Genomic DNA, 20,978 nt, shown 5'->3' on the forward strand with positions numbered 1-20,978 from the left:
CGGCGATGCTATAGCACCGCGCGATGAAATCGAGATCATTTATGATCGTAGATGATCGAAAATGCTTTCAGGCGGCCTTGGCGGCGGGGACACCCTTGGGCCGCTTGCGCTTCTGGGTCTTCGGCCCGGCCCAGAAACTCCACACCGCCAGCGAACCGAGCAGCGCCAGGGTCAGGCCCGACGCCGTCATCACCAGCCGATAGGGCAAGCCGCCGACCTTGGCCGCATGGATCGGGTACTCGGCGTTGGCGATCCGCACGCCCAGCGGCTGGGTCAGGGCGTCGCGGCTCTGGACCAACCGCCCGTTGGCCGGATCGAACCAGAACATGGTGCGGCCGTTGGGCAGCCACTCGGCCTGCTGGCGCACCCGTAGCGAAATCAGCCCGCCCGGCTTGGTCGGCAGGGTGATGATCCGCAACTCCGCGTCGGGATACTTCGCCCGCGCCGTCGCCAGCAGGGCGCCGTAGTCGATATCGGCCGCCTTCGGGCCGCCTTCGATCTGGGGCGGCTTCTGCGCCGCGGCCATGACCGCAGGGCTGGAGAACGGGGCCAACAGCACGTCCTCGACCGCCGGCAGGGTCATCATCACCCCGGTCAGCATCGACACGAACAGCAGCGGCGCGGTCACCACGCCGAGGTCGCGGTGCTGCCGCACCACGGCGTTGCGGCTCATGTTCGCCGGCCAGGCGCGCAGGGCGAACAGCCGCCGCGCCGGCCACCAGAGGATCACGCCGGTCACCACGAAGCCCAAGCCGACCAGCGCCATGATCCCCGCCGCCATCTTGCCGGTGTCGGCGGCCAGCAGGTGATGGTGCAGGTCGAACAGCCAGACCTCCGGCCGCTCCCACTTGGACGACCAGGCCGCGACCATCTCGCCGCTCTGGTCGACATAGGCGCCGCGCGCCCTGTCGACATAGCTCAGCTGGTGCAGCCCCACCCGCTCGCTCGCCAGCACGATGGAGCGCGGCGCGTCCGGCCCCGAGAAGAGCTTCTCCACGGTCGCCGCGACCGCCGCCGTGTCCTGGTTCTGCACGTCGGTGGCGTGCGGCAGGGTGGCGCGCAGAAAGGCGTCCTTGTGGACCAGCAGCGCCCCCGAGAGGCCGAGCACCGCCAGGAAGAGGCCGATCAGGCCTCCGGCCCACCGGTGCAGGAGCCTCAGAGTCGGCATCAGAACTTGCGCTCCAGGCCGAGCGTGAAGACCCGCCCGCGGCCCGCGAAGTTGCGCAGGTTGTCGGTCGGGTTGCTCGTGTCGGAGGCGTAGCTCAGATAGTATTCGTCCATCAGGTTCTGCACGCTGAAGATCACGTCCCCGAACCCTGCCTGATAGCGGACCGAGGCGTCGACCAGCGTATAGCCGTTGAAGCTGTTGCGCGGATCAGCGCCGTCGAAGCTGCGCTCCAGATAGGACTGGCTCTGCAGCCGGGCGGCCAGCGGGCCCTGCTGATAGATCAGCGCGAAGTTGAAGCGATCGGGCGAGATGTTGGCGCCGTCCAGGTCGATATCGACGCTGCCGTCGCCGTTGCTGTCGGCGCGGCCCTTCAGCTTGGCGTAGCCGGCGTTGACGCTGACGCCGGGGACCGGGGTCCGGGCGGTGACGTTCAGCTCAAGGCCCTCGATCTCGACCCGTTGGCGCTGCACGTCATAGACGCCGGTGGCGGGGTTGAGCACCAGCAGCTGACCAACCTTGGACTTGGACCAGAAGTAGGCGGCGCTGGCCTCGATCGGGCCGGACTTCCACTCGGCCCCGATTTCCTGGTTGTCGGAAATCACCGGGCTGATGTCGAGGAAGCTGTCGACATCCACGCCGTCGCGGTTGACCGCCCGCAGGATGCGCCCGACGTCCGGCACGGTGTAGCCTTCGGCGTAGCTGGCGTAGAGGCGCAGGCCCTCGATCGGGTTCACGACGATCCCGCCATTGACCAGGGTGGCGTCGAAGCTCGGCTCGCCGCCGCCGACCGCGCGCGAACCGTAGGTCGCCAGGGTGGTGTAGTCGCCGACCTTGAGGGTCACCGACTCATAGCGGGCGCCCCCGGCCAAGTGCACCTTGTCGCCGAACAGGGCGAGGTTGGCCTGCACGAACGGCGCGACGCTGCGGAACTCGGTCGGCGGCACCCAGACGCGGTTGGTGACGATCAGCGACTGCGCGGTCTCGTCACGCAGCGTGTCGAGGCCCAAGGTCGCGTTCAGGCCGGGCACGAACGGCACTTCGCGCTCGTAGCTGGCGCGGGCGCCCAGCTTTTCCGATTCATTGGAGGACTGCTCGAACAGCGTCCCCAGCGGAGCCAGGCGCACGTCCTGGAAGGTGGCGCTGCGATCGCCGCCGAAGGTGTCGCGCGAGCGGTTGTAGAACAGCTGGGCGTTCAGGTCGCCGCCCCAGAGGTCGTCGTCGGTCAGGGCCAGAGACACGGTCTCCACCTTGTTGGCGGCCGTACGGCCTTCCGCCGTGCCGCGCATCGAAGTGGCCGCGCGGTTCTTCGTGCGGTCGCCGGCCACGATCACATAATCGCCGTCGCCCTTCAGCTCGAAGCGGTTGGCGATCAGGTCGAGACGCAGGCTCTCGTCGATCTGCCAGCCGAACCGGCCGAAGATCGAGGTGCTGGTCGAGTCCTGGATTTCGCCCTGGGTGTTGTCGACGGCGATGCGGTTTCCGCGCCCGTCATAGAAGGCGCCGCGCGCCTCGTACGCGAGGCCCACGGTGGCGTCGAAGGCGCCGCTGCGCCAGGCGCCGAGGCCGGCGGTCTTCCAGCCGAGACCGTCGCCATGGGCGCGCGCGTCGGTGCTGCCCTGGACCAGGACGCGACCCGACAGGCCGTCTTCCTTCGGCGGCCCGACCGTCACCTGGTTGACCACGCCGCCGGTGGCGCCGATGCCCTGCAAGGCGTTCGAGCCGTAGATCAGCTCGACGTGGTCGATGAAGAAGGCGTCGATGGTGAAGCCGTCGCGCGAGCCGTCGCGGATTGGGGTCGACTGCGGAATGCCGTTGATCGCGAACAGCGGCGAGCGGCCGCGCAGGGTCTCGCCGCTGCCGGACAGCTTCTGGCGCGTCGGTGAGAACGACGGCGACAGCGACGACACCGCATCGACGATCGAACCGCTGATCGCCACCTGCTGCGACAAGGTCGTGGAGTCGATCACGTCGACCGTCATCGGCAAGGCGCTGGCCGGCAGCGTCGTGCGCGCGGCGGTGATCACCAGCTCGGACACATCCGTGGGGCCGGAGTCCTGCGCCTGGGCCGCGCCCGCTATGCTGAGGGCCAGCAGGCTCGCGCCAGCGACCAACAGGCTTCCGCGCGCGATCCGCGCCCCGCCGAAATTCGTCATGCAGTCCCCGACACGCATACTGATTGAAGCGCGCTCTATAGCGGCGACTGCGACTTACTCTCAACAGACTTATGCGGGAAACGTCCGGACGTCGTGTCGCGGGGCTCAGCCGGAGAACCAGCCGCCGAGCACGCAGCTGACCTGACCGTCGCGGATCGTGACCGTGGCGCGCTGGCCGACACCGGTCTTGTAGAAGCTCGTGCGGCCGTCCGCCGTCACCGCCAGCGCCGCCGGGGCCGTGAACTGGCAGACGCGGTAGACCTCGCCTCCGACCATGCCGCGCTTGGCCGGGGCCACGCAGCTGACGTGGCCATAGCGGCGCTCGAAGCGGATGTCGCCATACTCGAAACCCTTTGGGCCCTTGGCGCCGAAGAAGGTCGGAGAGGCCTCCACCGCCGGGCAGGCCGGGCCGGCGATGTTCCAGGCCCGGCGCATGGCCGCCTGCTCGGACCAGGTCTCGTAGATTGAGAGCGCCGGCACCGCGACGATGACCAGCATCAGCCCAGCCAGGTTGACGACCTGCCCAGGCCACGACTCCAGAAAGCCCTGTCGATGCGACCACGCCATGTCGGCAGTTGACCTCGCAGATCGCCGTTCGGCAACCCTGAAGCGCAGGACGCCCGCACCGCAACCCCTAGCGCAGCGGACGCGCCTGCCGCAGGGCGCGCGGCGAGGCGCCCCACCAATGCGAGACCGCGCGCGAGAAGGCGCTGGTCTCGGAATACCCGAGCAGCCGGCTGACCTGGGCGATACTGGCCTGGGATTCGACCAGCAGGATCAGCGCCTCCTCCATCCGGTAGCCCTCGAGCAACGCCTTGAAGCTTGCTCCCGCTTCGGCCAGCCGCCGCTGCAGGGTGCGCGGCGAGCAGCCGACCTCGGCGGCGACCGAGGCGACGTCCGCCGCACCCGGCCCCAGCTTGCCGATCGCCGCGCGCACGTTCTGACACAGGCCGTCCATCCGCCGCCGGCCGGCCAGCAGGGATTCGGCATAGGCCAGGTTGAGGTCGCGTAGCGCCGGGTCGGCGCCGGGGATCGGCGCGGCCAGGGCCGCGGCGTCGAAGTCGATCGTCGCCTGCGCCGCGCCCATCCGCACCGGGCAGCCGAGCAGGGCCGCGAACGGGGCCGGATCGGCCTCGGCCCGCCCGACCAGCTGCACCAGCACAGGATGCGGCCGGCGCCCCGCCGCAGCCGCCACCACCGAGTCGATCTGCAAGGGGTCGATGCCCACCGCCGCCTTGCTCGGCTCGTAGGTCAGCCGCAGGCCGCCGTCCCGCGCGGTCGGGACGAACCGGCCGCTGTCGCTGAGCAGCACCTGATAGCGCGCCATGTGGCGCAGCGATTCCTCGAAGGTCTGGCTATGGGCCCGCACCACGCTGACCACATTGGCGGCCTGGACCGGCAGCCGCGAACCGACCTTCAGTCCCAGCAACGGATCGTCGCTGAGCGCCCGCGCCCGCCGCCAGATCCGCCGCGCCAGGCTGACCTCGATCTGACCGGCGTCCGGCACGCGGCCATCGACCACCCCGCGCAGTCCGTGGGTCAGAGCGCCTCGCTCGAGGCCCTCGCGGACCAGGCCGTCGAGCACCGCGTTGATCCAGACCGAAGCGATGGTCAGCGCTGACATGTCGTCCTCACCCGCCAGGCAAGGCGGCCTTCCTTGGCGCGCAACATCAACTTTCCGGCGCGCGCTGTCACGTCGTCGTCGACGGCTTCCGCTTGCCTTCCGCCAGGGGAACCCAAATTGGATAAAGCGGTATGTTTCGGGAGGTATCGATGGCGGATTCAGCGGAAATCGCGGACGCGGCGACCACGGGACTGGGCTTCGACCCGGTGAAGCTGCGCGAGAAGTACCGGGCCGAGCGCGACAAGCGCCTGCGGGTCGACGGCAACGAGCAGTACGTCGAGGTCACGGGCGACTTCGCCCACTATCTGGACGACCCCTATGTCGAGCCCGGGTTCACCCGCGCCCCGCTCACCGACGAGGTCGAGGTGGTGGTGATCGGCGGCGGCTTCGGCGGCCTGCTGGCCGCCGCCCGGCTGCGCGAGGCCGGGGTCAAGGACCTGCGCGTCATCGAGAAGGGCGGCGACTTCGGCGGCACCTGGTACTGGAACCGCTATCCGGGCGCGGCCTGCGACGTCGAAAGCTACGTCTACCTGCCGCTGCTGGAGGAGACCGGCTACATGCCGGTCGAGAAGTACACCCGCGCGCCGGAGATCCTGGCTCACAGCCGGTCGATCGCCGAGAAGTACGACCTCTATTCCAACGCCTGCCTGCAGACCGAAGTCACCGGCATGAGCTGGGACGAGGCCGCCGGCCGCTGGACCATCACCACCAACCGCGGCGACGCCATGCGGGCGCGTTTCGTCGTCATGGCCAATGGCCCGCTGCATCGCCCCAAGCTGCCCGGCATCCCCGGGGTCGACAGCTTCAAGGGCCACACCTTCCACACCAGCCGCTGGGACTACGACTACACCGGCGGCGACTCGAACGGCGGGCTCACGGGCCTGGCCGGCAAGCGGATCGGCATCATCGGCACCGGGGCGACGGCCGTGCAGTGCGTGCCGCACCTGGGCGCCGGGGCCGGCGAGCTCTTCGTCTTCCAGCGCACCCCCTCGTCGATCGACGTGCGCAACAACCGCCCGACCGACTCCGACTGGGCCGCCGGCCTGACGCCAGGCTGGCAGCAGGCGCGGATGGACAACTTCAACATCCTGGTCAGCGGCGGCTTTGCGGAAGAGGACCTGGTCAACGACGGCTGGACCGACATCATCCGCAACCTCGGCATGATCGCGCGCAACAACAACGCTGCGGCCGGGCTGAAGGACCCTGGCGAGCTGGTGCAGCTGGCCGACTTCCAGAAGATGGAGCAGATCCGCGGCCGGGTGGACTCGGTGATCAGCGATCCCGCCACCGCCGAGGCGCTGAAGCCCTATTACAACCAGTTCTGCAAGCGCCCCTGCTTCCACGACGAATACCTGGCGACCTTCAACCGCCCGAACGTCACCCTGGTCGATACGCAAGGCCGCGGCGTTCAACAGATCACCGAGAACGGCGTGGTGGTGGACGGGGTCGAGTACGAGCTCGACTGCCTGATCTTCGCCACCGGCTTCGAGGTCGGCACCTCCTACGCGCGGCGGGCCGGCTACGAGGTGGTCGGCGCCGGCGGGCTCACCCTGACCGGCAAGTGGGACGGCGGGGTCTCGACCCTGCACGGCATGCACAGCCGCGACTTCCCCAACTGCTTCATCATGAGCAACAGCCAGTCCGGCTTCACGGTGAACTACCCGCACATGCTCAACGAGCAGGCCCGTCACATCGGCTACATCCTGGCGACCTGCGCCGAGCGCGGGATCGGCCGAGTCGAGGCCTCGCAGGCGGCCGAGGACGCCTGGGTTCAGACGATCGTCGACTCTGCCCTGCAGCGCGCCAAGTTCGCCGAGGAGTGCACCCCCGGCTACTACAACAACGAGGGCCAGCCCTCGGCGCTGGCCGCCCGCAACGGCTCGTACGGCAAGGGCCCGACCGCCTTCGTGAAGCTGCTCGAAGACTGGCGCGCGGCCGGGGCTCTCGACGGCCTGGAGACCCGCGCGCTCTAGCGAGGATCACGAACGCGCGCGGGCTGGAACCGGCCTTGGCGGCGGACGGTTGGCTGATCGTCCGCCATCGAAGGAGGCTGCCATGAGCGTCAACGGTCTGGACGTCTTCGACAGGACGCTGCACACGACCAACGCTTGGCTCAAGGAGCTGTCCGAAGAGCTGGACGTCGACCGGCACGCGGCCTGGAAAGTGCTTAGCGTCGTGCTGCACAAACTGCGCGACCGCCTGCCCGTGGACCTGTCGGCCCACCTGGGTTCACAGCTGCCGCTGATGATCCGCGGCGTCTATTACGACCAGTACCAGCCGGCCAAGCAGCCGAACCGCTGCAGCAGTGTCGATGAGTTCGTCGCCGACGTCGGCGACTGGCTGACCGACGCCCACAGCATCGATCCGCGCCGCGCGATCGAGGCGGTCTGCCGCGTGCTCTCCCGTCACCTTGCCCCCGGCCAGGTCGAGAAGGTGCGCGCCAACCTGCCCAAGGCCCTGCGCCCGCTGTGGAGCGCGCCGGCCGACACCCCGCCGCGTCGCCGTCCGGAGAAGGCCGCCCAGGCGGCCGCGGCCATGGCGACCGGCATCTAGGCGCATCCGCCTCAATGCGAGGCGCCGGCGCCACAGGCGACGCGTGTCGTATGGATGACGCTTGGGTTGCGCTTTCGCGACTCTCCTAAGCCCCCTAAAACGCAGGCAAATCGCTGTTTGGGGGATCCAGCCAATGACCATGCGTACGCGTTTCTTGAACAAGGCCGCGCACGCTGCGCTGGCCGCCGCCGCCGGTCTGGCGTTCCTCGCCCCAGCCCAGGCCCTCGCCCAGGAAACCGAGCTCGGCGAAGTCGTCGTCACCGCCCAGAAGCGCTCGGAAAACCTCAACGACGTTCCGGTCTCGGTCACCGCCATCTCGGCCGAGAAGCTGGACGTGATCCAGTCGTCCGGCGGCGACATCCGGGTGTTCTCGGCCCGCATCCCGAACGTGACGCTGGAATCCAGCTACGCGCGGATCTTCCCGCGGCCCTACATCCGCGGCCTCGGCAACACCGATTTCGACTTCAACGCCTCGCAGCCGGTCTCCTTCGTCTACGACGAGGTGGTGATGGAGAACCCGGTGCTGAAGAGCTTCCCGCTGTTCGACATCGAGCAGGTCGAGGCGCTGCGCGGACCGCAGGGCACGCTGTTCGGCCGCAACACGCCGGCCGGGGTGCTGAAGTTCGACTCGGTCAAGCCGAGCCAGACCTTCGGCGGCTACGCCCAGGCCTCCTACGCCACCTTCGGCACCATCAACCTGCAGGGCGCGGTCTCCGGCCCGATCATCGACGGGGTGCTGGCCGGCCGCCTGTCGGGCATCTACATGCACCGCGACGACTGGATCGATAACGGCTTCACCGGCAAGAACGACGTCACCGGCGGCTACGACCAGAGCGCCTTCCGCGGCCAACTTCTGTTCACGCCGAACGAGTCCTTCAGCGCCCTGCTGAACGCCCACTACACCAAGCTCGACGGCTCGCCGCAGATCTTCCGCGCCAACATCATCCAGCAGGGGACCAACGACTTCGTCTCCGGCTTCGACCGCGAGAAGATCTACCAGGACGCCCAGCCGCGCACCGGCCAGACCATGGAGGGCTCGGGCGTCAATGCGAAGCTGACCTACGACTTCGGCGAAGAGGGGCCGACCCTGACCTCGATCACCGCCTACGAGCACGTGACCGCCTACTCGCGCGGCGACGTCGACGGCGGCTTCGGCGCGGTGTTCGCGCCGCCTTCGGGCCCGGGCCTGATCCCGTTCACGGCCGAGAGCGCCGACGGCGTGCCCTATCACGCCCAGTGGAGCCAGGAGTTCCGGCTGGCCGGCGACTACGCCGGGGTGAACTACACGCTCGGCGCCTTCTACTTCTTCGAAGACCTGAAGATCGACAGCATCAACTTCGACACCCTGGCGGGCGGCGCCCGCAACGGCTTCGCCTACCAGCACCAGAAGACCAAGGCCTGGGCGCTGTTCGCCAACGCCGACTACAGGCTCACCGACCAGCTGACGATCGGCGGCGGCATCCGCTATTCCAACGACAAGAAGGACTTCATCGCGCAGCAGACGCTGTCGCCGATCGGCATCCCGCCGACCCCGATCCTGGCCGCCGATCCGGAAAGCGACGACGTCAGCTTCAACCTCAACGCCACCTATGCGGTGAACGACGACGTCAACATCTACGCCCGTATCGCCAAGGGCTACCGCGCCCCGTCGATCCAGGGCCGCCTGCTGTTCGGCTCGACCATCTCGGTCGCCGACACCGAGACGCTGATGTCCTACGAGGCCGGCTTCAAGGCCGACCTGTTCGACCGCCGGGCCCGGGTCGACGCCTCGGTCTACTACTACAAGGTCGACGACATGCAGCTGACCGCGGTCGGCGGCGGCGCCAACTTCAACCGCCTGGTCAACGCCGAGCACGCCGAGGGCTACGGGTTCGAGTTCAACGGCGAAGCCAACCCGATCGAGCATCTGCTGCTGACCGCGGGCCTGTCCTACAGCCACACCGAGATCCAGGATCCGAACCTGGCCATCCAGCCGTGCGGCGCGCCCTGCACCGTGCTCGATCCGGCCGGCGCCCCCGGCACGGTGCTGGTCGACGGCAACAGCCTGCCCAACGCCCCGCGCTGGATCGCCAACATCACCGCCCGCTACGCGATCCCGTTCCGCGACGGCGAGTTCTACGCCTACACCGACTGGGCCTATCGCTCGAAGATCAACTTCTTCCTCTACCGCTCGGTCGAGTTCACCGACGACAAGCTGCTCGAGGGCGGCCTGCGGCTGGGCTACGTCACCGCCGACGGCAAGTGGGACGCCGCCGTGTTCGGCCGCAACATCACCGACGACGAGAGCCTGGAAGGCGGCCTCGACTTCAACAACCTGACCGGCTTCGTGAACGACCCGCGCACCATCGGCGTGGAGCTGAAGACCCGGTTCTAAGGCAGGCGACGGCGAGGGGGCGACCCCTCGCCGCATCCCGATTGACGGAGCCTTAACTACGCTCAGGGGCAGATGGCGCGTCGAAGTGGGAGCGTTGCCTTGAGCCTCAAACTGGTCGAACGGCCCGAGGGCTATTACGAGATCGAACCGCGCCCGACGCCGGACGAACTCGCCGCCTACTATCGCGACAAGTATTTCGGCGCGACCGACGGGCGCACGCCCTACGCCCACGGCTACACGGCCGAGGAACTCGAGCACAAGCTGCTGCAGCCGGCCGAGACCGAGCTGGTCTGGGGCCGCGCGCCGGGCCGCATGCTCGAGGTCGGAGTCGGCGAAGGCTTCACCCTCGACTACTTTCTGAACCGCGGCTGGCAGGCTAAGGGCCTGGACTTCACCGACGACGGCGTGCGCGAGTTCCATCCGCACCTGGCGCAGCACCTGATGCTGGGCGACGCCTTCGCCCTGCTCGACGAAGAGATCGCCAAGGGCGAGGTCTACGACCTGGTGATCTGCAACAACGTGCTCGAACACGTCATCGACCCGATGGGCCTGCTGCAGCGGCTGCGCGCCATCGTCGCGCCGGGCGGCCTGCTGCGCGTCGCGGTGCCCAACGACGGGTCGTGGCTGCAGGACCAGATCGTCGGCCGCGGCCTCGCCGACCCGCAGTTCTGGATCGCCGCCCCCGACCACCTGAACTACTTCAACACCGACACCCTGCCCCGCGCCCTGGCCGCCCACGGCTGGGAGGTGGTCGAGCACCTGGGCGAGTTCCCGATCGACATCTTCCTGCTCAATCCGGACACCGGCTACATGCGCGACCGCAGCAAGGGCCGGAACTGCCACTTCACCCGCGTCGCCTTCGAGATGGGCCTGTGGCGCGATCGGTCGCTGGAGGCGGTCGTCGAGTTCCGGCGCGGCTGCGCGCGGGCCGGCGTCGGCCGCAACCAGACCGCCTACGCCCGGCCGGTCTAGACGGGGCCGGCGAGCGGCGATGAACGTCCTCATCCTCAGCGCCGCCGCCAAGGTCCTGCTGGTCCAGGCGTTCCAGGCCGCCGCCCATCCGCTGGGCGGCCGGGTGCTGGCCGCCGACATCGCCGCCGACAACGCCGCCCTGTTCGCCGCCGACCAGGCGCTGATCCTGCCGCGCAGCGACGCTCCCGAATTCGTGGACGCCCTGGCCCAAGCCTGCGCCCAGCACGCCATCGGCCTGGTGGTTCCAACCCGCGACGGTGAGCTGGCCGTGCTATCGGCGGCCCGCGATCGCCTCGCCGCTCAGGGCGTCACGGTCCTGGCCCCCTCGCAAGACGCCCTGGCCGTCTGCCGCGACAAGCGCCGCTTCACGCAGGCCTGCCACGACCTCGGCCTGGAAACGCCCAAGACCTTCGCACCCGACGAAACCCCCGACCGCTTCCCGGTGTTCGTCCGCCCGGTCGACGGGGCCGGCGGCCGCGGCGCCCGCCGCATCGACGATCCCGCCGACCTCCCGACCGGCGAGGACTGGCTGGTCCAGGCGCTCGACAGCGGCCCCGAATTCACCATCGACGTGCTGATGAGCCTGGCCGGCGCGCCGCTGCAGGCCATGGCCCGCCGCCGGCTGCAGGTTCAGGGCGGCGAGGCGACCAAGTCGCGCACTGAGGACGTTCCCGCCCTGGCCGACCAGGCCCTGAAGCTCTGCGCGGCGCTCGGCCTCGTCGGCCACAACGTCGTCCAGGCCTTCCACGACGACGCCGGCACGCGGTTCATCGAGATCAATCCCCGCTTCGGCGGCGCCTCCAACCTGTCGATCCAGGCGGGCCTCGCCTCGCCCGAGCGCATCCTGCAGATGGCCCGCGGCCAGGATGACGAAGCCGCCCGCCCCCGGCCGATCGCCTACGGGCTGACCATGCTGCGCTACTCGCAGGACCGCATCGTCACCGACGCCGAACTGGCCGCCCTGTGATCAGCGCCCTGCTCATCGATCTCGACGACACGCTCTACGACGAGCGCACCTACGTGCTGTCGGGCTTCCGCGCCGTGGCCGAGGAGCTCGCCCAGCGCCATCCGCGCCTCGACGCCGCCGCCCTCGCCGCCGGCATGGAAGCAGAGCTCGACGCCCACGGCCGCGGCCGCATCTTCGACGTGGTGCTGGCCCAGGCCGGGCTGCCCGCCTCCCCGGCGTTGATCGGCGAACTGGTCGGCGTCTATCGCGACCACCGCCCGACGATCAGCCTGTGGCCCGGCGTCGCTGACACCCTGGCCGCCCTCGCCAAGTCCTATCGGCTGGCTGTCGTCACCGACGGCCTGGCGCTGATGCAGTCGCGCAAAGTCGAGGCGCTCGGCGTCGGCGACCTGGTCGACGAGGTGCTGCTCTGCTGGGAGCACGAGGCGCCCAAGCCCGACCCGGCCTGCTATCTTGAGGCCCTGCGCCGGATGGACGCCTTCCCTGCCCAGGCGGTGGTGATCGGCGACAACCCCGGCCACGACATGGCCGCCGCCGCGGCGGTCGGCTGCCGCTCGGTGCGAGTCCGCACCGGCAAGTTTGCGGCCCTTGGCGACGGCGGCTTCCCGCCCGACGCCGAGGCGCCGAGTTTCGTGGAGATCGCGCCGGTGCTGGCGCGGCTCGAACCTGGAGACGGCGCGTGAGCCAACCCCTCGTCAGCATCGCCGGCCGCAAGATCGGCCCCGGCCATCCGCCCTATATCGTCGCCGAGATGTCGGGGAACCATAACGGCGAGATCGAGCGCGCCCTGGCCCTGATCGACGCGGCCAAGGCGGCCGGCGCCGACGCGGTGAAGCTGCAGACCTACACCGCCGACACCATCACCATCGACCACGACGGCCCCGGCTTCACCGTGCACGGCGGCCTCTGGGACGGGCGGCGGCTTTACGACCTCTACCAGGAGGCCCACACCCCCTGGGACTGGCACGCGCGCCTGTTCGCCCACGCCCGCGACATCGGCATCACCGTCTTCTCCTCGCCGTTCGACGCCACCGCCGTCGAGCTGCTGGAGAGCCTCGGCGCACCGGCCTACAAGATCGCCTCGTTCGAGCTGGTCGACATTCCGCTGATCGAGCTCTGCGCCCGGACCGGCAAGCCGCTGATCATGTCGACGGGCCTGGCCTCGCCGGCCGAGATCGCCGAGGCGGTGGCCGCCGCCCGCGGCGCCGGGGCCAGCGAGATCATCGTGCTCCACTGCAACAGCGGCTATCCGACCCCGCCGTCGGACATGAACCTGATGACCCTGCCGCACCTGGCCGCCCAGCACGGCGTGGCCGTCGGCCTGTCGGACCACACCATGGGCGTCACCGCCTCGGTGGCGGCCGTGGCGCTGGGCGCCTGCTTCATCGAAAAGCACTTCACGCTCAGCCGCGCCGAGGGCGGGGTCGATTCCGACTTCTCGCTGGAACCCGCCGAGCTGGAGCGGCTGGTCGTCGAATGCCGCGACGCCTGGCTGGCGCTCGGCTCGGTGCGGTACGACGAGGCCCCGTCCGAGGCCTCCAGCCGCGACCATCGCCGCTCGCTCTACGTCGTCGCCGACGTCGCCGCCGGCGAAGCGCTGACCCCCGCCAACGTCCGCTCGATCCGCCCGGGCTTCGGCCTGCCGCCCAAGCATCTGCCCGAAGTGCTCGGCCGCAAGGCGACCCGCGCCCTGGCCCGCGGCGCGCCGCTCGACTGGTCGATGGTGGAGTAAAGCCAGTTGCTCCCCCTCTGGGGGAGCTGTCAGCCGCTTGGCTGACTGAGGGGGACTTCTGACTCAGCAGGCCCCCTCCGTCGCGCTGCGCGCGCCACCTCCCCCAGCGGGGGAGGAACTAGGACCCCTTCCGGAACAGCCACCAGGTGGCGTCGTCCAGGCCCGTTGCCCGCTTCCAGAAGAAGCCGTAGTCGACCAGCTGCAGGTCCGGGAACCGGTCCATGTAGAGACCGCCGAAGTCGTTCTTGAACAGCAGGCCCTCGTGGCCGCGATAGCTCAGCGTCTCGGGGCGCGGCGAGAAGTACTCCGCGCACAGCACGTACTTCGACGACACCCGGTGGATCTCGTCCATGGTCGCCGGCAGCCGCGAGGGGTCGACATGGATCAGCACCCCGGTCGTGAACGCCATCTCCACCGCGCCGTCGGCCAGCGGGATCTTGTCGCCGAAGCCTTCGTACAGCCGCTCGGCCGGCAGGATGCCGTCGGCCAGCACCCGCGCCCGCGCCGTGGCGTTCGGTTCGATGGCCGAGAGCTCGGCGCCCAGCAGCCGCGGCATGACCCGCAGGTTGAGACCGAGGTTGCAGCCGACCTCCAGGATGGTCTTCGGCGGGTCGCCGGCGAAGGCCTGGGCGAAGCGCCCCCACATGAAGGTCCGCGCCCGCAGCGCCTCGTCGGAGGCGACGTTGCGCTGCGTGTACTCGGCGCCGAAGTCTCCCGCCCAGGCGGATTTCGGGTCGGCCGGCGTGCCGGTCATGGGAGGCTCCTAGGTGTCGGGTTCGAAGTGGGAGAAGGGCAGGGCCCGGATGTCGTCGGACGTGAAGTCCGGCTTGGTGGGATAGAGCGCGCCATAGACCTTCTCGACGAAGGCGTAGTCCTCCGGCGTGTCGACGGTCCAGCGCAGGGCGCTCTCGTCGCGGGCCTGGACCAGCTCGCCCTGGGTGAAGGGCGCGCCGGGCCGGTAGAGGAACGGCGTCACGTGCTCGCGGTCGTAGGGATCGGTCGCTTCGCGCCCCGCGGTCAGCAGGTCCTCGGCGTCGAACGACTCGACGTCGAGCCCGCGCGGATAGGTGCGGTTGCGGCCGTTGGAACAGTAGTCGACGCCGAGCCTGGCCTGCAGGCGCACGCACTCGTCGATCACGCCCGGATCGGCCAGCGGGCAATCGGCGGTCAGCCGCACGACCTGGCCGCTGATCCCCAGCGCCTCGATCGCCCCGACATAGCGGCCCAGCACGTCGGCCAGCGGCCCGCGATGCACCTCGACGCCGATATCCTTGAGAAAGCTCGCCAGCACGTCGTCGCTGGGATCGTCGCTGGTCGCGACCACCAGCCGGCTGAGGGTCTCGCAACGGCGCAGGCGCTCGATCTGGCGCTCGACCATCGGCCGCCCCGCCAGCGGCTTCATCACCTTGCCCGGCAGCCGCGACGAACTCATCCGCGCCTGCAGGATCGCGACCGCCATGCCCGTTCCCCTCGACTGGCGCGACGTTAGGGCCAGAGCCTTTCGCCGGTCTTAACCGTGTCGCTCCGCCCGGGCCGCCTTTACGCCGCCGCCCGGCTCGCGCTACCTCCCCCGCACCAGCCGATCAGTCGAAGAGATTTCAGGATGCTGTCCGACAACGCCCGCGCGATCGCGGCCATCGAGAAACAGGCCGCCAAGGGCGCCTCGGTGGAGGCGGTGCTCGCCGGCCTGCGCAAGGAGCTCTCGCTCGACGCCTTCGGACTGCTGATGATCAGCCTGCCGCGCCAGGATCTGCCGGCGCTGTCGAAGCTGCTGCCGCGCATGGCCAGCGACGAGACCCAGCGCAATTTTACCGGCAACGCCGGCGAGGCGCTGCTCACCCAGACCGCCAGCTTCGTGCGCGCCCTGGCCTATAACTACGCCGCCCTGCGCAACCGCTCGCTGTCCGACGCCAAGATCCTCGACTACGGCTGCGGTTACGGCCGGATCACGCGGATGATGTACTACTACACCGACCCGGCGAACATCTGGTCGGTCGATCCCTGGGACTTCGCCGTCGATCTCTGCCGCGAGGCCGGAATGCTCGGCAACCTGGCCCAGTCCGACTACCTGCCCAAGAGCCTGCCCGCCCCGGAGAAGGGCGTCGACGTGATGTTCGCCTTCTCGGTCTTCACCCACACCTCGCGCTCGGCCACCGACGCGGCGCTTTCGGCCATGCGCAAGCACATCGCCGACGACGGCCTGCTGGCCATCACCATCCGTGCGCCCGAGTACTGGGAAGCAGACCCGCAATACGCCGCCGACGCCAAGCGCCTTCAGCAACTGCACGCCAAGGACGGTTTCGCCTATGTCCCGCACCAGCGCGACACCGTCGAGGGCGAGGCGACCTACGGCGACACCTCGATGACCCTAGACTTCCTGACCGCCAACTATCCGGACTGGAAGATCGCGCAGACCGACTGGGCGTTGACCGACGTCCACCAGCGCTACGTGTTCCTGCAGCCGGCCTAGGCGTCCATGCCGCGCAGCACGGCGAGCACCGCCTCGCCGTAACGCTGCAGCTTGCCCTCGCCGACGCCGGAGATCGCGCCCAGGGCGGGCAGGTCCGACGGCTTGCGCCCGGCGATCTCGGCCAGGGTGCGGTCGTGGAAGATCACATACGGCGGCAGATGCTGGCGCGCGGCTTCGTCGCGGCGCCAGGCGCGCAGCGCCTCGAACACCGGCTGGTCGTGGGCGCTGACGGCCAGCGCCGCGCCGCTCTGGCCCTTGCGCCGGCCGCTCGTGCGAGCCCGCGGTTCAGGTTCCTGCGGCTTGCGCAGCGAAACCTGCCGCTCGCCGCGATAGATCGCCTTCACGCCGTCGGCGTCGCCCAGCCCGATCAGCGGCCGCCCGTCGTTGGGATCCTCGCGCAGCAGGCCGTCGAACAGCAGCTGGTCGATCAGATCCCGCCAGGCGATGGCGCTCAGCTCCTGGCCGATGCCGAAGGTGGTCAGCCCGGCCTCGAAGCTCGACGGATCCTTGGTCTTGCCCAGCAGGTGGTCGACCAGCCGCCCGCGCCCGAACCGGCCGCCCATGCGGTGCACCGCCGACAGCGCCATCTGCGCCGGCCGGGTGGCGTCCACCGTCTCGACTTCGCCCAGGCACAGGTCGCACTGGCCGCAGGCCTTCACGCCCTCCTCGCCGAAGTAGCGGCGCACCGCGGCGGCGCGGCAGGTCGTGCCGTCCAGCATGGCGTAGAGCTGGCGGACCTTACGGCCCTGCACCTGCTTGACGCTCTCGTCGACGTCGCGGCCGTCCAGCCGCCGGAACGCCCAGGCCATGTCGGCCGAGCCATAGAGCGTGATGCCCTCGGCCGGGTCGCCGTCGCGTCCGGCGCGGCCGATCTCCTGCCAGTAGGCCTCGATCGAAGCCGGCGGATCGGCGTGGATCACATAGCGGACGTCGGGTTTGTCGACGCCCATGCCGAAGGCGATGGTCGCGACCATCACCGCCTCGTCGGCCTCAAGGAACTTCTCCAGCCGGTCGGCGCGAACGTTCTTGTCCAGGCCCGCGTGATAGGCCAGGGCCGGAACCCCGGCCCCGCGCAGGGCCTCGGCCAGCTTGTCGACCCCGTCGCGCGAGCCGGCATAGACCACGCCCGAGCGGCCCGGCCGCGCGGCGACCAGTTCCAGCACGCGCTTGTGGCCGGCCCCGCGCTTGCGTTCGGCCGACAGCGCCAGCTCCGGCCGCGCGAAACTCGCCACGAACTCGGCCGAGTCCTCCAGCCGCAGTTCGGCGCGGATATCCTCGCGGGTGCGGTTGTCGGCGGTGGCGGTGACCGCCAGCCGCGGCACGTTCGGGAAGATGTCGGCCAGCCGGCCCAGCATCCGGTACTCGGGCCGGAAGTCGTGGCCCCACTGGCTCACGCAGTGCGCTTCGTCGATGGCCAGCAGCGCCAGCGGCACGCGCGACAGCCGCTCCAGCATCGAGGGCTGCATCAGACCTTCGGGCGAGATGTAGAGCAGGTCCAGTTCGCCGCGGTCGATCTTCTCCCAGGTCTCGGCCCGCTCCCAGGCCTCGCCGGTGGAATCGAGCTTGGCGGCGGCGACGCCGGACTGCTGCAGACCGGCGACCTGGTCGGTCATCAGCGCGATCAGCGGCGAAACCACTAGGCCGAGGCCCGGCCGCATCATCGCCGGGATCTGATAGCAGACGCTCTTGCCGCCGCCGGTCGGCAGTACGGCCATGGCGCTGCGCCCAGCCAGCACCTCGGCGATCACCTCGGCCTGGCGGCCTCGGAAATCGGGATGCCCGAAGGTGCGGCGCAGAATCTCGCGCGCCCCGTCCAGGGTCGGCGTGTCGTCGAGGTCCATACGCGGCGCGAGGGAGGCGGCCATCCGGGGCTTATGGCCTGTGTCGCCGCCCAGGCCAAAGCGCTATTCCGCCGCGATCGCCGCAGGCGCCGCCTGCGCCCCGCGCAGCAGCCGGCCCGGCAGGGCGCCGGTCGGCTGGCCGTCGCGATAGGTCACCTGCCCGGCGACGATGGTCGCCACATAGCCGTCGGCCCGCTGCACCAGCCGCCGCCCGCCGGCCGGCAGATCGTAGGCGACGCTCGGCGCGCCCAGGGTCAGGCCGTCATAGTCGATGACATTGAGGTCGGCGCGATAGCCGGGGGCCACCAACCCGCGATCGTGCAGACCGAGCGCCGCGGCGGTGTCGTGGCTCTGCATCCGCACCATCGCCTCCAGCGCCAGCTTCGGCCCCCGCGTGCGGTCGCGCGTCCACAGCGTCAGGTTCGAGGTCGGGAACGAGCCGTCGCAGATCATCCCCACATGCGCCCCACCGTCGGACAGGCCCGGCACCGTGTCCGGATGGGTCAACATCTCGAACGAGGGGTCCAGCGAGCCGTTCGCGTAGTTCAGGAACGGCAGGTAGAGCATGCCGCGCCCGCCGTTGGTCAGCATGTGGTCCAGCGCCAGCTCCTCGGGCCGCACGCCCTTGGCGTTGGCCAGGGCCAACACCGTGCGGTCCGGCGTCTGCTCGTAGTCCGGCGTCTCGCCCATCAGGAACATGACCTTCCAATTCTGGGTCATGTTGGCGGCGAAGGCGGCCGAGGCCTCGTTCCCCTCGCTCAGCAGCTGGGCGCGGAACGCCGGGTCCGCCAGCTTCGCCGCCCGCTCGGCCAGCGGCAGCGCGGCGATCGCCTTGTAGCTCGGATAGTGCGTGAACGGATTGAGCGTCAGCTCCAGGCCGAACAGCACCCCGACCGGCCGCCCGCAGACCTGGGCCCGCATCGGCAGCCCGGCGCCGCTGGCGTCCTCGAGCCGGTCGATCAGAAGCCGCCACTGGGCCGGCTGGATCGGGCTCTGCACCAGCGAGAACGACAGCGGCCGCCCCGACGCCTCGACGATCCGCCGCAGCATGGCGAACTCGGCCTCCGGATCGCCGAAGTCGGAGACGAACTGCAGCGCCCCCTTCCCCGCGGCCTTGAGGCCCATGGCGATGCCCGTCAGCTCGTCTTCCGAGGCGGTCAGGGTCGGGGTCGGCTGGCCGTCGCTGGTGCGGTGATTGAGCGTGCGCGAGGTCGAAAAGCCCAGCGCTCCGGCCTCGACCGCGCCCTTGGCGATGGCGGCCATCGCGGCGATGTCGTCCGGCGTGGCGTCCTCTCGATTGGCGCCGCGCTCGCCCATCACGAACACCCGCAGCGCCGCGTGCGGCAGCTGGGCGCCGATATCGACGTCGAAGCTGCGCCCTTCCAGGCTGTCGAGATAGTCGGGGAAGCTTTCCCAGTTCCAGGGCAGGCCCTCGGTCAGCACCGGGAAGGGAATGTCCTCCACCCCCTCCATCAGCCGCACCAGCCGGTCGTGATCGGCGGGCCGGCAGGGGGCGAACCCGACGCCGCAATTGCCCATCACCACCGTGGTCACCCCGTGCCAGGACGAGGGCTGCATCCGCTGGTCCCAGGTCGCCTGGCCGTCATAGTGGGTGTGGATGTCGACGAAGCCCGGCGTCACCAGCTTGCCGCGGGCGTCGATCTCCTCGACCCCGGCGCCGCTCACCTGGCCGACCGCGACGATCAGCCCGTCCTTGACCGCGACGTCGGCAGCATAGGCGGGGCCGCCCGATCCGTCCGCCAGCGTGCCGCCCCGGATCACGAGGTCATAGGCCCGTTCCATGGCGATCTCCCTTGTGCCGCCGTGTGTCCGACGCTCGGGCAGGATTACCCGCCCGCTCAGGGGTTCAGGTCAAGGGCGCCGTCACGGCAGCCGGCGGCCGGTTCGGTACAATTGTTGATTGCGCGCCGGTATGGAACGGAACCGCGAGCAGGCGCATTTTTTCGGCAGAGCTTGTTCGCCCCGCGTTCGGGGCTCGTCCAGGAAACCCGATATGCGTCCTTCACACGTCACCGCGGCCGTCGTCGCCGTCGCCCTCGCCATGCCCGCCGCCGCCGGCGCCCAACCGACGCTGCGCCAGGGCAGCCCGCTATCCTCGATCATCGGTTGCGACGCAGGCGGCAACAAGCAGGCCGGCGGCGCGGTCATCGGCGGCCTCGTCGGCGGCGTGGTCGGCAGCAACCTCGCCAAGAACGAACGCACGCTGGGCACCGTGCTCGGCGCCGCCGCCGGCGCGGCCGCCGGCTCGTACATCGGCTGCCGCATGCAGCGCAGCGACCAGCAGAAGGCCCAGTACGCCGCCCAGAACGCGCTGGACCGCGGCGGTTCGCAGTCCTGGTCCAACCCGGAGACCGGCGCCTCGGGCGACGTCCGCATCGTCTCGACCTCGAACGGCGGCGGCGGCGGCCAGCCCGTGTCCCTTAGCGGCCTGCGCTTTGCGAACGGCGTCGAGCCGGCCCCGGCCTACGAGTCGGCCTCCGGCCCCTACACCGCGCCCAAGACCGTCAACATCCGGGCCCGGCCGAGCACCTCGGCCCCGGTCGTCGGCAAGCTGAACGGCGGCCAGAGCTTCGACGCCCTGGCGCGGGTCAGCGGCACGCCGTGGCTGCTGGCCGGCCGCAACGGCCAGGCGATCGGCTACGTCTCCGACACCGTCGTCCGACCGGCCGGCGGCGCCCAGTACGCCGGCGGCAACTCGGTCTGCCGCACCTTCGACCAGACCATCCGCACCTCGAACGGCTCGCCGGAAACCTCGCGCCACACCGCCTGCAAGGGTTCTGACGGCCAGTGGGTGGTGCAGGGCTAAGGCGCTCTTCGATCCTCCCCCTCCTGGGGGAGGTGGATCGATGCGCAGCATCGAGACGGAGGGGGACGGCTCTAGATCGCCAAAGTCAAAGTCCCCTCAGTCGGCCTGCGGCCGCCAGCTCCCCCAGGCGGGGGAGCATCTCCACGCGCCCCCGGCGCCAAATCCTTGACCTATTCCATCCACAGGGGCATAAGCGCCCCCTTCTGGCGCATAGCATTCGCGCCCTCCACCGCCACGACCCCCACGACTGATGTGGGACGAGGGCGGCGAGGCCCCCCGTCGACGTGATCGTCCACG

Annotated in this window: 17 protein-coding genes; 9 read left to right on the forward strand and 8 right to left on the reverse strand. The window is 70.0% G+C overall.

Going from position 1 to position 20,978, the window contains the following annotated elements; all coding sequences use genetic code 11:
• Nucleotides 1-67 precede the first annotated feature (67 nt).
• The 4 genes from ACSQ2H_RS21415 to ACSQ2H_RS21430 form a co-directional block, all read right to left on the reverse strand.
• Nucleotides 68-1,168: a PepSY-associated TM helix domain-containing protein gene (locus ACSQ2H_RS21415; protein ID WP_436063383.1), complete on the reverse strand. Its 1,101-nt coding sequence runs from the start codon at nt 1,166-1,168 to the stop codon at nt 68-70.
• A complete protein-coding gene (locus tag ACSQ2H_RS21420; protein ID WP_436063384.1) occupies nt 1,168-3,321 on the reverse strand; it encodes a TonB-dependent receptor in 2,154 nt (717 codons plus the stop codon). The genes ACSQ2H_RS21415 and ACSQ2H_RS21420 overlap by 1 nt, the downstream gene beginning before the upstream one ends.
• 105 nt (nt 3,322-3,426) lie before the next feature.
• The gene (locus ACSQ2H_RS21425; protein ID WP_436063385.1) at nt 3,427-3,888 is read right to left on the reverse strand and encodes a hypothetical protein; all 462 of its coding nucleotides are present in this window, start codon (nt 3,886-3,888) and stop codon (nt 3,427-3,429) included.
• A 67-nt stretch (nt 3,889-3,955) separates the two neighbouring features.
• Nucleotides 3,956-4,945 (reverse strand): AraC family transcriptional regulator ligand-binding domain-containing protein, encoded by a 990-nt coding sequence (locus tag ACSQ2H_RS21430; protein WP_436063386.1) that lies wholly within the window; start codon nt 4,943-4,945, stop codon nt 3,956-3,958.
• A gap of 149 nt (nt 4,946-5,094) precedes the next feature.
• Here ACSQ2H_RS21430 and ACSQ2H_RS21435 point away from each other — a divergent pair, with 149 nt between their 5' ends.
• The 7 genes from ACSQ2H_RS21435 to pseI all read left to right on the forward strand — a co-directional run bounded on the left by ACSQ2H_RS21435 (nt 5,095) and on the right by pseI (nt 13,543).
• A complete protein-coding gene (locus ACSQ2H_RS21435) occupies nt 5,095-6,918 on the forward strand; it encodes a flavin-containing monooxygenase (protein ID WP_436063387.1) in 1,824 nt (607 codons plus the stop codon).
• Nucleotides 6,919-7,000: 82 nt separating this feature from the next.
• Entirely contained in the window at nt 7,001-7,498 is a 498-nt protein-coding gene (locus tag ACSQ2H_RS21440; RefSeq protein WP_436063388.1) for a DUF2267 domain-containing protein, read from the forward strand.
• 139 nt (nt 7,499-7,637) lie between these two features.
• Entirely contained in the window at nt 7,638-9,872 is a 2,235-nt protein-coding gene (locus ACSQ2H_RS21445) for a TonB-dependent receptor (protein ID WP_436063389.1), read from the forward strand.
• 99 nt (nt 9,873-9,971) lie between these two features.
• Nucleotides 9,972-10,844 carry a class I SAM-dependent methyltransferase gene (locus ACSQ2H_RS21450; protein ID WP_436063390.1) on the forward strand — a complete coding sequence of 291 codons (873 nt, stop codon included), beginning with the start codon at nt 9,972-9,974 and terminating at the stop codon, nt 10,842-10,844.
• Nucleotides 10,845-10,863: 19 nt separating this feature from the next.
• Nucleotides 10,864-11,811, forward strand: coding sequence for an ATP-grasp domain-containing protein (locus tag ACSQ2H_RS21455; protein WP_436063391.1), 948 nt, complete (start codon nt 10,864-10,866; stop codon nt 11,809-11,811).
• Nucleotides 11,808-12,494: an HAD family hydrolase gene (locus ACSQ2H_RS21460; RefSeq protein WP_436063392.1), complete on the forward strand. Its 687-nt coding sequence runs from the start codon at nt 11,808-11,810 to the stop codon at nt 12,492-12,494. Before ACSQ2H_RS21455 ends, ACSQ2H_RS21460 begins: the two co-directional genes overlap by 4 nt.
• Complete coding sequence (gene pseI, locus ACSQ2H_RS21465; protein ID WP_436063393.1) at nt 12,491-13,543, forward strand: pseudaminic acid synthase; 1,053 nt, start codon at nt 12,491-12,493, stop codon at nt 13,541-13,543. Before ACSQ2H_RS21460 ends, pseI begins: the two co-directional genes overlap by 4 nt.
• Nucleotides 13,544-13,661: 118 nt before the next feature.
• On the opposite strand, the gene ACSQ2H_RS21470 is transcribed toward pseI, so the two are convergent.
• Complete coding sequence (locus ACSQ2H_RS21470; protein ID WP_436063394.1) at nt 13,662-14,297, reverse strand: pseudaminic acid biosynthesis-associated methylase; 636 nt, start codon at nt 14,295-14,297, stop codon at nt 13,662-13,664.
• A gap of 9 nt (nt 14,298-14,306) precedes the next feature.
• The gene (locus ACSQ2H_RS21475) at nt 14,307-15,002 is read right to left on the reverse strand and encodes a cytidylyltransferase domain-containing protein (protein ID WP_436063395.1); all 696 of its coding nucleotides are present in this window, start codon (nt 15,000-15,002) and stop codon (nt 14,307-14,309) included.
• A 144-nt stretch (nt 15,003-15,146) separates the two neighbouring features.
• Here ACSQ2H_RS21475 and ACSQ2H_RS21480 point away from each other — a divergent pair, with 144 nt between their 5' ends.
• Entirely contained in the window at nt 15,147-16,013 is an 867-nt protein-coding gene (locus ACSQ2H_RS21480; RefSeq protein ID WP_436063396.1) for a class I SAM-dependent methyltransferase, read from the forward strand.
• Here the strand turns inward: ACSQ2H_RS21480 and recQ are convergent.
• On the reverse strand, nt 16,010-17,854 hold the full coding sequence (gene recQ, locus ACSQ2H_RS21485) for a DNA helicase RecQ (RefSeq protein ID WP_436063600.1): 1,845 nt from the start codon (nt 17,852-17,854) through the stop codon (nt 16,010-16,012). The two genes, ACSQ2H_RS21480 and recQ, sit on opposite strands and share 4 nt — an antisense overlap.
• Before the next feature lie 63 nt (nt 17,855-17,917).
• On the reverse strand, nt 17,918-19,657 hold the full coding sequence (locus tag ACSQ2H_RS21490) for an N-acyl-D-amino-acid deacylase family protein (protein ID WP_436063397.1): 1,740 nt from the start codon (nt 19,655-19,657) through the stop codon (nt 17,918-17,920).
• Between the two features lie 211 nt (nt 19,658-19,868).
• On the opposite strand from ACSQ2H_RS21490, the gene ACSQ2H_RS21495 reads away from it, so the two are divergent.
• Nucleotides 19,869-20,681 carry a glycine zipper 2TM domain-containing protein gene (locus ACSQ2H_RS21495; RefSeq protein ID WP_436063398.1) on the forward strand — a complete coding sequence of 271 codons (813 nt, stop codon included), beginning with the start codon at nt 19,869-19,871 and terminating at the stop codon, nt 20,679-20,681.
• Nucleotides 20,682-20,978: the final 297 nt, after the last annotated feature.

The sequence above is a fragment of the Phenylobacterium sp. LjRoot97 genome (genome assembly GCF_964254345.1).
Classification (GTDB): Bacteria; Pseudomonadota; Alphaproteobacteria; order Caulobacterales; family Caulobacteraceae; genus Phenylobacterium.